We start from the raw sequence: 14,274 nt of genomic DNA on the forward strand, positions 1-14,274 counted from the left end.
GGATCGTTAGCCGGCGAGCAGTGTCAGGACCGGCGGTTCGCCGGCGACCCGGTGGGTGTCCTGCAGCGTGAACAGGTTTTCATCAGGCGGCAGCCCTGCGGGGTCGATCAGCAGGTAGGGCTGGCCGCGCGCGAGCAGGTTGTTCAGCCGCCCTTGGGTGAGCACGACGATATTCGTGACGCTCGGGTCGGTGATGGCTGGATCGTAGATGGCGGCGGTCACGACGGGATTGCTCATCTAGACTCCCAGAATATACGCGCCGGCGACGCTGATGTTGCGGGCCGCCCAGCGCACGTTGCTGTTGCCGCTGAACCGGATATCGACGCTGATCGTCCGCCCACCGGTGCAGAACTGCTGGCCGGACAGCGGCGTGAGGTCGACCGATCGCGCGCCGCTCGTCGAGAACACGGTCACCCCGTCGATGCGCATGTCGCAGGACCAGCTCTGGTCGCCCGATGGGAAGGCCCAGGCGATGCACGCCGTGGCCGAGACGATGCAGTCCGCCTCAAGGTCGACCAGCGCGTACAAGCCTATCTGAGTGCCGCCGGTGCCGTTCAGGAGCGAGTTGGTGAAGGCGTACTCCGAGACGTGGACCGACCCGTCGGCCATGCCCGTTCGGTGAATCTGCCCGCCGACGAACAGGTCGCCGGTGATGTTCACGCCGTCGCTGTCGAAGGTGATTGTGTCGGGCGCGCCGCCCACGCCGTCGTTGATGGCCACCATCCCGATGACCTTGCCGTCCACGCCCAGCTTGAAGCCGTAGACCACGGCCAGGCTGTCGTTGATGTCTCCCAGAGCCGACCCGAAGACGGCGAGATCGGCGGTGTGACCGTCGACCGCGATTTCGAGGAGGTCCAAACTGGCGACCGCCGCGCTCGTCTCGTCGGCCAAAGCGGTGATCGAGGATTCCGCCGAGGCCCTGTTGTCGTCGACCTCGACCTGAAGGAGGTCGAGGCTGTCGGCGACCGCCTCCGTCGCCGTGGTCAGCGCCGTGATGGAGGAATCCGCCGAGGCCTTGTTCCCGTCGACCTCGGTCTCGAGCGCCAGATGGGAGGCCGCCAGCGCCAGGTCCTCACTGGTGCGGACGATCTCCTCGTTGGTCAGGCGCGCCAGCGCGGATCCCACAGTGGCGTCGTCGCGCCAGGCCGTGGCCGGTCCCTCCTGGGTCATGATGCGACTAAACGCGAAGCCGCCAACCGCGGCACGCTTTACGAACTGACGGATGTAGACCCCGCCGGCCGGCGCGGTGACGGTATTGGTCTTGCTTCGCGGATTGGTCCAGGAGGTCGGCGACGCCGTCGTCGACGTGGCAAGGACCACCGACTTGGCTGCGTTCAGGATCTGGAAATAGGACTGGGATGCCGCGCCGCCGTCGCCCTCGAGCGACATGGTGTAGGAAACGCCAGGCTGCGCCGAGATGTCCTGATAGATGTGGTCTCCGACCGTTCCGGAGACCGAAAACGCCAAGCTGCCTCTGTTGACGTCGATGCCATAGTTCCAATTGGCGAACGAACCGGTGCTCGACAGCCAACCACGCCACCCGTCCGAGAAGTCGCCATTGATGGTCCGGCTCGGCGAACCTGACCGCGTCAACGCCTCGAGGACCAGCGCCCTGGCCGCCATCGCGCTGTCGGCGTCGCTCAGGGTCAGCAAGGCCGCGTCAGCGAGAGCCTTGTTGCCTGCGACGGTCGCGGCCAAGGCGAGGCGCGCCAGGGCCTCGGCCTCGTCGCCGTCGATCCTGGCGATTTCCTCCAACGCCAGGATGGCCAGGGCGTCCTCATCCGCCGCCAGCAGGCTCGCGTCGTGTTCCGCCCAGGTCTCGCCCGTTGCCTCGTCAACGATGACGGTGTCGCGCTGCCAGATAACCGCCGACGCATCCAGCGTCTTGACCGCCATCAGCGAGATCGTCTCGACGGCGTTCTCGGTGATCGTCATCTGTTCCCGGGTAGTCGGGCCCACGGGCAGACCATCGGGGGTTCGGGTCGCGCGCTCGACGATGTCGACCGCGAAGGCGCGGTCGGCGACCTCCTCGATCGCCAGCAAGGCGGCTGCCCGGGCGGCGGCGGCGGCCTCGTTGATGGTCACGATCGTGTTGACCGTGGGGTGCGCGACCAGGGCTCCGCCCGGCACGTGGACGCCGGCACGCACCACCCATCCCGAGGACCAGCCGTCGGCGCTGCGCCAGCAGGCCCGGACGTCGTAATCGTTGCCGCCCTTGACCGAATTGTAGTCGCCGCGCGGGTTCGCCGCCGGCAACGGCTCGCCCGCCGAGATGTAGGTGTCGTCGGCCGCGCCGGCGTCCTTCTTCTGAACGATCAGGTCGGCGACGATGCCGGCTTCAATCGCGTCGGCGCTGCAGGCGATCACCGGATACGACGATCCGTCCTCCGCGATCCGCTTCACCCCGACGGCGGTGAAATTCACCGGCACGGGAACACCGCGCTGGATCAGCAGGCCTTCCACGCTGCCCGGCGCGGAAATGTCCCCGTTCTGAAGGACGGTCCGGACCTGAACGTCGATCCGGTACTCGCCTTCCTCGTCGCCGGCGATGTGCACCGCGTCCGGGAAAGCCGGGGTCCTCAATTCGCGCGACTCGGCGGCGATGGGGTCAAGCGTCGTCCAGCCCGGGCTGGGCGTCGGCTCCGACGGCGTCGGTCGCCAGCGGCCGTAGAACGCCTTGATCGGCGAGCTGCGCTGGCTGTCGACCGAGAAGGAGATCACTGCCCCGTCCGGCGAGCCGTCGGCCGCCAGGATGATCGGCGTGGGGGCCTTGGCGCGCGCCGTCAGCAGCGACTGCAGCGGCGGAATGGGTCCGGTTTCGGCGGCCTGGATGTCGGCGAAGCGATAGGGCTGGGCGCGCAGACCGATCGAGGTTCGCGACCTGGGCGCGATGTCGACCAGCTCCAGGTCCTCGGTGATGACGTTGACTACGCCAAAGGCGACCAGGTCGTCTTTCTCCGGGGCGTCCTCCTCGGCCTTGGGAACCGCGAAGACCAGGTCGCGCGTTGTCCCAGGGGTGGTGACCAGCGCCAGACCCCGGATCGTCCGATCGGCGCGCCGCAGGTCGATCGCGTAGGTCTTGCCCTCCTCCATGGTCACGGCGGTGTCGAGGCGAAGGCCCGAGACCAGGGCTCCAGAGAACCGCCGGTTCTGCACCCGGGCTTCGGCCTCGCCGAACAGGGTGGAGACATGGCGCACCAGGATCCGGTCGCCGAAGGTGGAGACCAGGCCGTCACTGCCGGCGGCCCAGGCATGGCTCTCCGACTGGTAGAGGCGCTTGGCCAGCCAGACTCGGCCCTCGCGGTGGGCCCGGTTCATGGTGGCGGCGAAGGGCAGCTCGAAGGTGGGCAGGATCGAGGCCGCCTGGGTCATCACCCCTTCGACCAGGCCGCCGGTCTTGCTGAAGCCGTCGGCATAGACGACCAGCTGGTCGGCGTCGCCGTCCTGGTCCAGGTTCCCAAACTCGACGACGACGCCGTGGATCGCATCGGGGAAGGCGCGCGTGTACTTGTAGTCCTGGGCGTTGCGGCCCGTGAACATCTGGCGCGCCGCGGGCCGCTCCCAATCGGTCACCGCGCACAGCTTCTGGCCGTTCCAGTAAGTCGAAAAGCGGCCCATGAAGCCAAGGCGCACCAGGGCGTCCTGCTGGCTCACCTCGTCCTTCAGCTGGACCGCGCCCTTCCAGTCGTTGTCCTCGATCAGCTGGTAGGCCGTGGCGAACGACACGTCGACCTGGCCGGGCAGCAGCGGCCGCATGGCCGCCGGTCCCGTGACCAGCCATCGCGCCAGCGCCGCGGCGTTGGAAGTGGGCGCGCTGGTGTTCCAGTGCCCCTGGACGGGACCGGCCGGCGGCGTCCAGATCGGCACGATCGGCGTGACGACCGCCGAGATGGTGGGCAGCGCGCCGTTGACGCTGCTGGCCGCCTTGAACCGCACGACGATGACCGAAAGCGTCTGATCGACGATGGCCGCCTTGGCCTCGATCGACCGCATAGCCGTCCACTGGGTGGTGTAGGTCGACTCGTCAGGATCGTCGTTGTCCGGGTCCCAGGCCCTGACCCGCACGTCGAACTGGCCCTTGGCCGGCGGCACGACCCGGACCGTGCGGCGCACGGCCCGCCGGGCCCKGCCCTGGAAGTACCAGTCGCCCTCGGGCATCGCCGCCCCGGTCCGGCTGAAATAGGTCTGGTCCAGGGGGGCCGCCTGCCAGGCGTTGGCGCCGGCCGGCGAATACTCGACCGTTCCCCTCACCTCCTGCGGCAGGGTCTTTCCGTTGCTCTTCGCGAGATAGAGGCCGTTGGGGAAGGTGACGTCGATCTCGAATGCTTCAGTGTCGGGGGCCGTGGTCTTGACGACCCACGCGCCGGGCGTGGAACCGGTGAACTCCAGCTCCTCGGTGTAGCCCGCCTGGACGGTGCGCATCGGATAGAGCGTCGACACCCGCGGCCCGGGTGTCAGGAACTGCTCCATCTGGACTTCGCCGTCCGGCAGATCGGCGAACAGCGTCTCCCCCAGCTTCAGGTCCGCCAGGGTGCAGGCGCCGAAGTGCGCGCCGTAGATGGCCGTGATGAAGACGTCGTCGCCGTTGACACTGGTGATCGCGCTGGACACCAGGTCCAGGGCCATTCGCCCTTCCCCGAGGGCCAACACCATCGATTGCCGCGGCCGCGCCTGGTTGGACTGCGACGTGAGCGAATAGCTCTGCTGGGCGGCCAGGTTGTCCAGCTTGGGGGCGAACGCGGCGGCGATCGCCATCTGCCCGCCGATCTGAATAGCGGCGGCGGCGGCCCTGAGGGCCATGGTGGTCTTGGCCGAGGCGCCGGCCGCCAGGGGGCCGCCGACGAAATACGAGGCGGCGATCACCGCCAGCTGCAGCACAGTCTGCAATGTCTTGTTGCCGCCGCCCCGCCCGCCGCCGCCTCCCATGGGCATGACGGCGATGTTGACCACCTGGCCGGCGCTCGGACGCACGTCCAGGGCCGCCTCCCGATCGACCAGCTGCTCGCCGTCGATGAACACCTCGGTGCAACCCAGGTCGTTGGCGTCCAGGGCGCCGGCCGCGACGGCACGCGTCAGCATCTGGGCGATTGTCTCGCCTTCGGGGTAGAGGACCTGCGCGGTGCGGGGCGTGAACGGCTCGGGAGCGATGATCGCCGTCAGGCGGCGGCGAGGTTCGCGCGACCTGGTCGGCCGCGGCCCGCCGGCGCGCGCACGATCGGCCACCGCCAAGTTCCCCGAACTCCTGGCCCTCTCCCTCGGGAGCCTAGGTGTCATAGAAGCCCAGCACGCGGTCGTGCCAGCGATTGTCCGTGGTAGCGGCCATCACCGTGTTGACGCCCTCCCACGCATGGATGAAGTCGCGGTCGTTGAGCATGAAACCCACGTGGGCGGCGCGCTCGAAGACTTCGAGCAGCACCACCTGACCGGCGGCGGGTTGATCCTGCCGGGCCCAGGCGGCAAGGCGCGCGGCGATCAGGGCCTCGGCCTTGGCCGGAAGCCCGAAGTCGAGCGTGTCTTCAAGGCTGTAGGCAGCCCCCCAGCAGGGCGATTCCCTGCCAACCAGGTGGCCGCGCAGCCAGCGCACGCATCCCCAGCAGTCCCAGCCGGCGGGATCGCGGCCGAGCAAGCGATAGGGTGCGCCGACGAAGGGCGCGGCCTGGGCCCGCAGGTCCAGCATCAGAACATCGCCGGCATGGTCGCGGGGGTGTAGCGAACCGCGCAGGCCGGTTCGTTCTCGAAGTCGCGAGGCTTGAGCGTGCCGGTCGCGTGGGTGTCGTCGATCTCGGTCTCGACAAGGTCGGCGCCCAGAAGCGCCAGCTCGACGATGTCCGGCGCCGCAACCCGCACAGTCTCGATATCGACGGTCGGCCGCGCGATCGCCGTTCGGATGGCCTCGCTGATGCGACCGTCGGTGTTGGCGATCTCCAGCTTGGCGTCCCGGCAGATCTCCCCGGTCCCGGCTCCCGACCAGGAAAAGTCGAACGGGTAGAAGTCGTAGACCTCGCCGCGGCTGACGATGCCGCGCCGGTTCTGGCCGGCGATCGTCTGGGGCCAGCTGCTGGCGCGCAGCGGTTCGTCCAGGCCGTCCGCGTCGATGGTAACCAGGAGCGCGAGGTCGGGCGTCTTGCGAGCGAAGGAGGCGCGGATGAACGCTTCGGAAACGGCTGCTGGCATCTCAGGGCGCCCAGATGTGCAGGCCGACCTCGACGAACGTGAACCGCCCACGCTGCTCGGCCGGTTTGGGCGCACCGGTGTCCAGCCACTCGGCCATACACAGCTGCTCGGTGTCGGGTCGCACGATGTAGAAGGGTTCGGCGTCGGACTCGAAGAAGGCGTCCAGCACGTCGGCGGTCTCGAGGGTCAGGCGCATCTGACCGCGCATCGCGTGATGCAGGGGACCACCGTAGAGCTTGGTGTTTCCGGGGATGCCCACGTCGCCGGCGAATGACTTGCGATTGGCGTAGGGTTCGGGGCTGACAGACCGAAACGGCGGCAGGTCCGCGGGCCAGATCGGGAGGTCAAGATCGGGATTGGAGTGAGCGCCGGGGTCCCAGCGCGCCAAGCCCGCGCGGGCGGGCGCCAGATAGGGTTTGGTCAGATAGAGCTGGTGCGGGGCGTTGGCGGCGGCGACCGAGGTGGCCAGCAGACGGGCCGTCCCGGTGGCCGGCGCCGCCACCTTCCCGAAATGGTCGTTGAAGCTCACCGACAGGCCGCGTCGTGGTACGCCGGCGCCACGGCGGCGCAGGGCGATCGGCGTGCTGCCGATGACGGTCCCTCCCCCGTCCAGGACCTGCAGCGTCAGATCGGTCAGGCCGGCCTCGGAATTGCCGCTCAGTGCGAAGACTTCCAGGACCTGGCCGGCGGTGACCGCCAGGCCGGTCGACCAGGCGGAGATCGATTGTCCCGTCGTCAGGGTCTTGGTGACCGTCAGCACGTTGCGGCCCGGGCCGCCGATGACCTCGTCGTCCACCGTGCGGACCGCGCCGGCGGTCGCCGACCAGTCGGTGACGCCGTCCAGCAGGCCGGCGTTCTTGATGCCGTTTCCCACTAGCCGCTCCCGTAGCGCTTCAGGCGAGGCGCGGTCTTGCTCGCCCGCGTCAGGTCGCCGTTGCTCCCCGCCTTGGCGATGAAGCCTCGGCCGAGCTCTTCGTAGAGGTCGATCCGGACGCCGCCGTCTTCCTCGCGGCTGACCTTCTGCTGGACCTTGGCCGAGCCGTGGTAGTGCACCGACACGTTAGGCGAACCGGCGTTGGCCGACATGACGACCATCGGGGCGACGGCGCGCGCGTTGGCCGCGTCCATGGCCCGGGTTTGAGCGTTGGTCAGCACGCGGGTGCCCGGGGGCATCCAAACCCGCTCACGACCATGCTCCCCGACATCGGCGAAGCCGCCTGGGTGATCGTCAGTCCCGGTCGCATATCCCGGCGGGGACTTAGAACCGAAGATGCTCTGGAACATCCCGCCGACCGAACCGAGGGTCGGATTGTTCTGGTTGAACAGCGCGTTCTTCAGGGGGTTCAGGGCGGCCAGCTTGACGAGCTCGATCATCAGGTCGTTCAGCGCCCGCTGACCGGCCTTGCCCCATTCGTCCCAGGATCCGGGATTAAGAAGCGTGTCCAGGGTCCGCGACCCGAAGTCCTCGAACTCGCTGAAGGCGGCCTGGTTTTCCTCGAGCTGCCGCGCCAGCGTGGAGCCGGCGTCAACGGCCGCCAGGATCGCCCGCGCCTCCCCGCTGGCCAGCGGGATCCCGCGCTCGAGGAGAGCCTGCTGGGCCTGCAGGTGCGCGGTGATCGCGGCCCGCGCGGCTGCCGACCTGCCGATCAGGCCGATTTCGACCTGAATGGCCTCGTTGGACCGGTTCTGGTCGCGCAGCATGTCGCCGGCGGCCTCGGCAGCATCGGCCTGTCGCGCCTTGCGCGCGTTCTCGACCTCGCGGGCGATGTAGGCGGCCCCGTCGGCCGACGAGCCGTCGCCGCCCATGTCGCGAAGCCTACGCGCGGCGGCCGAGGCCACCAGGGCGTCGTCCTCCCGGCTGGCCTTCGGTCGGCCGGCGCGGTCCAGGCGATCCTGCAGGGCCGCCGCGGTGTCCTTTTGGCCGCTAGTGGCCGCCAGCACGTTGGAGCGCGCCTCTTCGTCGTGGCCGGCCTTCAGCGCGGCGCGGTAGGCGATGATGACGGCGGTGATTTGCTTGAGCGCCTCGCCCTGGGCGAACGTCTGCGCGGTCAGCAGCGGGCGCAGCGCCGCCTCGTCCTGCATGGCCTGGTCGGCCTGGCGCTGGGGGATCAGGCCCTGGGCGACGTTGTCGTTGACCGCCTTTCGTGCGTCCGCCTGGGACCGCAGGTCGGCGGTAGCCTTGGCGCCATTGGCGGCGGCGTCGCCGACCGCAATGGCCAGCTGCTCGGCATAGCGCTTTTCGACGTCGGTTCCCTTGCGCGTGGCGTCGGTGGACGCCTTGCGCTGGGCCTCGGCCTTCATGCCGGCGGCGTCCGACCGGAGATAGGCCTCGGCCACGACTAGCGCGCCGGCGGCGTTCTCGCGCATTGCGGCCGAATCTCGCTGCAGGGCGGCGCCGTGTCGATCGACCTGCTCGCCCCGCTTCTTGATCTGCTCGATTTCTTTGTCGCCGGCGGCGATCGCCGCGCGGAGCTGCTCGGGCGTCTTGTCGGTCTGGATCTTGCCTTCAAGCGCGCGGCGGGCGATCGCCTGGCGGTCCTGGACGACCTTGATCTGCTCGTCCTTGGGATTAAGCCCGTCCACGGCTCCCGCAACCTGGCCGGTCTCGATCGAGCGCGTGGCCTGTGCCTGGCGGTCTTGCGCAGCCTTCATCTGCGCCTTGACCTTGGCGATCTGCGCGTCGACGCCGGCCACCGCCCGCGCGATCGATGCGTCCCGGCCATCTCCCATGATCGGGACGCCCAGCCCATCCTGGGCGTTCTGGCGCATCGCCTGCAGGTCCTTCAGCTGCTGCTGAAGGTTCGGGGTCGGCGTCTTGCCGAAGTTGGCCATGCCGGTGATCGTGTCGGAGATCGCCTTGGAGACAGACCTCCAGGCCGCCGCCAGGCCGGTGACGTTGCTGGTCGCGTCGGGCAGGGACCGGCTAAGCTGGCCCAGCATGACCTTCAGCGCGCCGGCCTTGTCGCCCTGCTCCTGCAGGCGGCGGATGTGCTCGATTTCGCTGGCCGTCAGGAAGTGCAGCTCGGTGTTCAGCTCGACCGCGCCCTTGGCCGGATCCCGGAACGCCTCGGCCAGCTTGGTCAGGGCGTCCTTCGAAGTGCGGTTCGTCGCGGCGGCGAAGGAGTCGACGACGGCCGTGGCCGCGCCCAGGTTGGCCTTGGTGACCTGGCCCGTCGTGGCGAAGGTCGTGGCGACTGTCTTGGAGAAGGCGATCGACTGGGTGGTCGCATCGGCCGTGCTCTTGGCGATCTTGTTGATTTCGTCGGCGGTCGCGCCCGAGGCGATGCCCAGGCCGTTCAGGACGTTGGTCAACCGGGCGTTTTCGTTCGAGACCTTGTCTTGGGCCAGGATGAGGCCGCCCAGCCCGAGGGCGAAGACGCCGGCAGCCGCCGCGGCGGCGATGAATCCGGCGGAGACCCCAGCCTCGCCGATGATGAAGGCCTGCAAGAGCTGCGGGCCCTGCTGCAGGAACATCTGGCTGGCGCTCATGTTTGAGCCCGCCGAAGAGACGATGTCGGACGCTGTATAGATCAGGGTGTTGCGGCGCATCGTGGACAGGCCGCTCTTGCGTTCCTTGTCCTGGCGACGCAGCGCCTCGGTCGTCTGGTCCAGGTTGCGCCGAAGACGTGACTCAGCCTGAGTCAACTCCTCGGTGCTGATCAGCCCGGCCCGCGCCAGCCCCTGGGCCTGGGCGAGCTCGTCGTTGAAACGCTGCTGGGCGACCGCAAGCGGGTTGAGCGCCGCGCGCAGCGCCTGGGCCTGGGTCTCGGCGGCCGCGAAGAAGGAGGCGGACGCCTTGGCCGACCCGGCGCCGGTGGCGTCGACCATGCCGTCGATCCGCTGCTGCATCGGCGTGGCCGCCGCCTGGGCGGTCGCGCGGCGGATCTCGGCCGCCATGCGCTCATACCGCTGGGCGACGTCGTCCGCCTGGCCGCCCACCTTGCGCAGCTCGTTTTGAGCGATGCGCGCGCCTTCGGCGGCCGCCGGCCCCAGCGAACGCAGGTCCGAACGCGCGCCTTCGGCGCCGCCCAGGGCCACGCGCCAGGTGATCGAGCCGCCGTCAGCCATCGTCCCTCCCGTTTCTCGCCGTCATTCTGGCGGTCTGGATTTTTCGATGCCGACCAGGGCGCCCGTCTCGATCGCCGAGAGGTACTCGACCAGGTCCTCGCCGTCGGGAGCGCCCAAGGCGACCGCCGTGCCGCGCGCCTCGAGGAGATTGAGCCCGGTGACCGTGCCGGTCATGCCGGCGCGAATCCAAACGCCGTGACGCTCGATCGCGTGAAGGGCGATCACCCCTTCGGGGGTTTGAGGCGCGTTTTCGACTTCGGGGCAGAGCTGCCCCCCGCACCGGCCACCGAACGCGCACGCTTCGCCGACTTCGCGGCAGTCTTGGCAGTGTTTGGCCCCGCCGCTGTTGCGCCATTCAGCGAGGAGCCTGAGCCGTTTCCCTCGGCGGCCCTACGCAGCGCCGGCGCATCGCAGATCCTGCCGAACGCCGCCATCAGGATCGGGCCGGAGCCGGGAAACGGCCCCAGGTGGAAGAACTTTCGAACGGTCTCGGCGGTCAGCTCGATTGAGACGCCGGCCTTGTCGACCAGATTCCACTCCTCGATCAGCGCCAGGCCGCGCGCGGTGGCGCGGATCATCATCGCAAAGCCCATCGAAACGTCGTGGTCAGCCAAAAGGCCCACCTCGTCGGCCGAGAAGCCGTAGCGCTCGAGCACGTCCTCACCCTGTTGCATGAGGTAGAGGTCGCGTCCGATCTGCGCCTCAACCGTGGCGCTGAGCAGTCCGGTCTGCGGGCGAAGCTTGAGCCGGATGCCAAACGGCAGGTCGTGCCATTGGGCCTCGGCGCACGCCTCGTCGACCTGATCGAAATCGACCGTGATGCTGCCGCCGCTCACAGCGTGTAGGCCGCGGTCAGGTTGGTGAGCACCGCGGTGATCATCGGCGCGGCCGCGCCCACTTCCGCCCGCCCCTTCAGGTCGACCGTCATCGTTCCGCCGTTCTGAACGGGGACCGAGACCGGCTCGAAGCGAACCGCCGGCAGGGTGACGACCAGCTTCATGTAGGTCGACAGGGCCCAGGTCAGGACCACGGCCTGGGCGTCGGGCAGGATGCCGTCGGCGCCCGTCGCGCCATAGGCCCGGATCGCGTCGGTGACGTAGCGGGCGGTGACGTTCAGCTCGGCGCTGATCTTGGCCAGGAAGGCCTCGCTCTGCACGTTGTCGCCGGAGTAGCGGTCCATTTCGATCGTGTTGGCGATCTTCAGCGTACCGCGGGTGACTCGGCCCGTCTGCACGCCGCCGATGCTGAGCACGCCGTTGGAGTTGGGCACACGCTTGGCCAGCGCCGACACCGTCGGCGTGGTGAACACGGAGGCGTTGTAGGGATCGGAGACCTGGCGCCCCATCAGGGTGACCGGCGCCCGGGCGTAGCCCTTGTCGGGCCCGATCGGCAGGGTGATGTCCTGCACCAGGCCGCCGATCAGCTTCTCGTACTGCGAGGTGGCGTTCATCGCCTCCATCGTGACGATCGGAAGGCCGGCCGCGCCGGAGGTGAAGGTGTGGGCGAAAGTCCCGACAGGCGCGGGCGTGTCCACCGACACCGGCGTGGCCTCAACCCCCAGCGCCATGGTCAACCAGTAGCCGATCTGGTGCAGGTCGAGCGGCACGCTCAGCGAACCGTCGGCGTCTTCCAGACCCGGCTCGGCCGGCCGATCGTCGGTCGGGTTCTGGTAGCCGACCACGCCGGTGACGTCGTCGTCCTCCAGCGGGCGCTTCTTGTTGAAGGTGCGCTGATAGACGTTCAGCTGCACGCCGCTGGCGCCGGCCGCAGGGGTCGGGAAGTCAGTCTGCGACTTCAGGTTCAGGAGCGTGGCGCGGCCACGCGGCAGGTTGGTGGTCACACCCAAGGGTCAGTCCTCCAGGACGATGAAGCGGGGAGCCGCCAGCGAGATCTCGTCGGCGGTGGCGGGGCGGACGGCCTCCGTCGGAAGGCGCGCGATGGCGTCGGGTCCGCCGCGGATCACCCGGCCGGCGACCCCGCCCACCTCAGGCAGGTCGACCAGCACGAGCACGTGCTCGGACAGGGCGGCTTCGTCGGGCTGCGTCGGCGGAGGCGGCGTGGGCTCGGGCGACGGGGAGGAAGCGCCGGCGTCGGGCTGCGGCCCAGGCGCGACGGGGGGCTCTTCGGCCGCCAAGGCGGCCGGAACGTTGGTTTTGGTCATGGGGGCTCCTAGCCGGCGGCTGTGGGGGCGACGTAGAGGATGGTGACGGTGGCGGTGGCGACGCTCATGGCGCCGGCGTCGCCGGCCTCGCCGATCGGGACGTCGTCCTCGTCGCCTTCGGTGATCTGGGCGTAGACCTGGGCGTCGGGCAGGCCGAGCGTCCGGTCTTGCTCGAGGCTATCGCCGAGGGCGACCAGGAAGAGATCGCGCTGGGCCCGGCGCGCGGCCACGTTGGCGCCGAGCACCTGGTACTCGACCATGCAGGCGCGCTCGCCCTCCCACTGGTTGGAGGGGCCGCCGTCTAGGGTCGGCTCGAACTTCCCGGAATCGATGATGCAGCCGTGCATGAAGCCGGCGCCTTGCGTGTAGCGGTCGATTTCCTCGACATCTACCGCGACCTCGCAGTCGACCAGGGTCGCCACCAGCACGGCCAGGCCGCCGTCGACGACGTCGACGCGTCTCAGGGTCATGGCTTGAACTCCGGCGGCAGGGCGGCGATCAGTTCGGCGATGAAGTCGCCCTCGAACGTGCGGCGGAATTCCGTGAACAGGTTGACGCCGCGCATGCGACCGCCACGCACGCGGACCCTGCGGCGCAGGATGAAGAGGACGGTGTCCCCGCCGCCCCGCCGACGATCGCGGCCCGTTCGGGTCAGGGACCGGCCGGGGGCGACCAGGACGTATCCGGCCCCGCCCTCGCCCACATCCCGTCGCATCTCGAGTTTCTCGACGCCCAGCGAGCGGCAGACGATGGCTACCGCGCCGCCCAGCTCCTGGAACCGCCCGTCGGTGTCGCGACCGAGGCCGGATCCGCGCGAGGCCAACGCGACCTGGCGCAGGAACTTGGTCAGGATCGCCTTGGCGGGCCCCACCGGGACGGCCAAGTACTTGCGGTTTCGGACCGTGATCTCGGCCCCGTCGGTCAGGACCTGGATGATCACGCCGGCCTTGTTCCAGAACCACCCAGCCGGCTCCATCGTGTCCTTGGCGGGCAGCTTTCGCCCCCGCCAGGTCTTGGCCATCCGGGAGGCGTTGCGGATCCCCGACTGGGCCACGTCGCCCTGCAGGCGCTTCTTGTAGCGGTCGACCACCCGCACCATCGCCACGGAGTGGGATCGCGCCATCTCGCGCATCCCCTGCTCGCTCAGGTCGCGCGAGCGTTCGGCGGCCCCCAGGGCGATGTCGGTCGATAGCGCCCCGTCGACGGTCAACCTGTAACCGAGCCAACCGGAGGTGTTGACCATCAGACCTGACAGTCCAGGCGCCACTCCAGGCGGCGGACATCTTCGTGGATCGGCGCGTTGACCAGGCGCATTTGTCGGTCGCCGACCTGCACCAGGTCGCCCTTAAGAGGCTCGAACCCGGGCGCCTTGGCGGCCAGCTCGTGCACGCGGACGCGATAGACGTTGCGTTCGATGACGCTGCGGCGCTGGCCGTACTGGTCGACCTTGTCGGCCAGATCGGGCAACGCCAGGAGGTCGACGGCCGGACCGCCGGCCGCGGGCGTCAAGGTCAGCGTCACCGAGAACTCTGGATCCTCGTAAATGGCGTCCAGGACGTCAGTCCAGGCCGACATCAGGCGACCTGGTCGACCAGGTCAAGCACGTCGCGCGGATCGAACCCCTTGGGCGCCTCAACGGCCCATTCCTTGTCGATCAGGCTGACCGCGCGCTTGGTTTCGACCGCCACCAGGCGGCCGCGAGCAATCTTCTTGCCGGCCAGGTCGCGCACGCGCGAAGTGCGCAGCTGCAGGACGACGTAGTCGACCGGTTCCCGGTCGGCCTTGGCGGCGGCTTGGTTCTTGGCGGTCATCGCGCCCTCCTTCTGGTTTCAGCAGGACGCAGCGGCCGGCGGCCGCTGGGTGCTGCCGAA

14 protein-coding genes are annotated in these 14,274 nt (G+C 69.2%); all 14 read right to left on the bottom strand.

The genetic code is table 11. From position 1 onward, the window contains the following. Nucleotides 1–6: 6 nt before the first annotated feature. From AC1DMQ_RS12880 to AC1DMQ_RS12945, 14 genes are read right to left on the bottom strand one after another with little or no spacing between them, the layout of a single operon-like run. A complete protein-coding gene (locus tag AC1DMQ_RS12880; RefSeq protein WP_477033955.1) occupies nt 7–237 on the bottom strand; it encodes a hypothetical protein in 231 nt (76 codons plus the stop codon). After that, nucleotides 238–5,223: a TipJ family phage tail tip protein gene (gene gpJ, locus AC1DMQ_RS12885; RefSeq protein ID WP_477033956.1), complete on the bottom strand. Its 4,986-nt coding sequence runs from the start codon at nt 5,221–5,223 to the stop codon at nt 238–240. 40 nt (nt 5,224–5,263) lie between these two features. After that, nucleotides 5,264–5,677, bottom strand: coding sequence for an NlpC/P60 family protein (locus AC1DMQ_RS12890; RefSeq protein ID WP_477033957.1), 414 nt, complete (start codon nt 5,675–5,677; stop codon nt 5,264–5,266). After that, on the bottom strand, nt 5,677–6,174 hold the full coding sequence (locus AC1DMQ_RS12895; protein WP_477033958.1) for a hypothetical protein: 498 nt from the start codon (nt 6,172–6,174) through the stop codon (nt 5,677–5,679). Before AC1DMQ_RS12895 ends, AC1DMQ_RS12890 begins: the two co-directional genes overlap by 1 nt. Before the next feature lies 1 nt (nt 6,175). Continuing rightward, on the bottom strand, nt 6,176–7,048 hold the full coding sequence (locus tag AC1DMQ_RS12900) for a hypothetical protein (RefSeq protein ID WP_477033959.1): 873 nt from the start codon (nt 7,046–7,048) through the stop codon (nt 6,176–6,178). Next, complete coding sequence (locus tag AC1DMQ_RS12905; RefSeq protein ID WP_477033960.1) at nt 7,048–10,242, bottom strand: phage tail length tape measure family protein; 3,195 nt, start codon at nt 10,240–10,242, stop codon at nt 7,048–7,050. The genes AC1DMQ_RS12900 and AC1DMQ_RS12905 overlap by 1 nt, the downstream gene beginning before the upstream one ends. Nucleotides 10,243–10,263: 21 nt before the next feature. Further along, nucleotides 10,264–10,416, bottom strand: a complete 153-nt coding sequence (locus AC1DMQ_RS12910) for a hypothetical protein (protein ID WP_477033961.1) — start codon at nt 10,414–10,416, stop codon at nt 10,264–10,266. Nucleotides 10,417–10,463: 47 nt separating this feature from the next. After that, nucleotides 10,464–11,078, bottom strand: coding sequence for a hypothetical protein (locus AC1DMQ_RS12915; RefSeq protein WP_477033962.1), 615 nt, complete (start codon nt 11,076–11,078; stop codon nt 10,464–10,466). After that, nucleotides 11,075–12,082: a phage tail tube protein gene (locus AC1DMQ_RS12920; protein ID WP_477034056.1), complete on the bottom strand. Its 1,008-nt coding sequence runs from the start codon at nt 12,080–12,082 to the stop codon at nt 11,075–11,077. Before AC1DMQ_RS12920 ends, AC1DMQ_RS12915 begins: the two co-directional genes overlap by 4 nt. A gap of 9 nt (nt 12,083–12,091) precedes the next feature. Then, nucleotides 12,092–12,403, bottom strand: a complete 312-nt coding sequence (locus AC1DMQ_RS12925; RefSeq protein ID WP_477033963.1) for a hypothetical protein — start codon at nt 12,401–12,403, stop codon at nt 12,092–12,094. Nucleotides 12,404–12,411: 8 nt separating this feature from the next. Then, the gene (locus tag AC1DMQ_RS12930) at nt 12,412–12,873 is read right to left on the bottom strand and encodes a hypothetical protein (protein ID WP_477033964.1); all 462 of its coding nucleotides are present in this window, start codon (nt 12,871–12,873) and stop codon (nt 12,412–12,414) included. Next, nucleotides 12,870–13,646 carry a hypothetical protein gene (locus AC1DMQ_RS12935; RefSeq protein WP_477033965.1) on the bottom strand — a complete coding sequence of 259 codons (777 nt, stop codon included), beginning with the start codon at nt 13,644–13,646 and terminating at the stop codon, nt 12,870–12,872. The genes AC1DMQ_RS12930 and AC1DMQ_RS12935 overlap by 4 nt, the downstream gene beginning before the upstream one ends. Beyond that, nucleotides 13,646–13,978 carry a head-tail joining protein gene (locus AC1DMQ_RS12940; protein WP_477033966.1) on the bottom strand — a complete coding sequence of 111 codons (333 nt, stop codon included), beginning with the start codon at nt 13,976–13,978 and terminating at the stop codon, nt 13,646–13,648. The genes AC1DMQ_RS12935 and AC1DMQ_RS12940 overlap by 1 nt, the downstream gene beginning before the upstream one ends. After that, a complete protein-coding gene (locus AC1DMQ_RS12945; RefSeq protein ID WP_477033967.1) occupies nt 13,978–14,214 on the bottom strand; it encodes a hypothetical protein in 237 nt (78 codons plus the stop codon). Before AC1DMQ_RS12945 ends, AC1DMQ_RS12940 begins: the two co-directional genes overlap by 1 nt. Nucleotides 14,215–14,274: the final 60 nt, after the last annotated feature.

This window comes from Caulobacter sp. 05L422, from assembly GCF_056397765.1.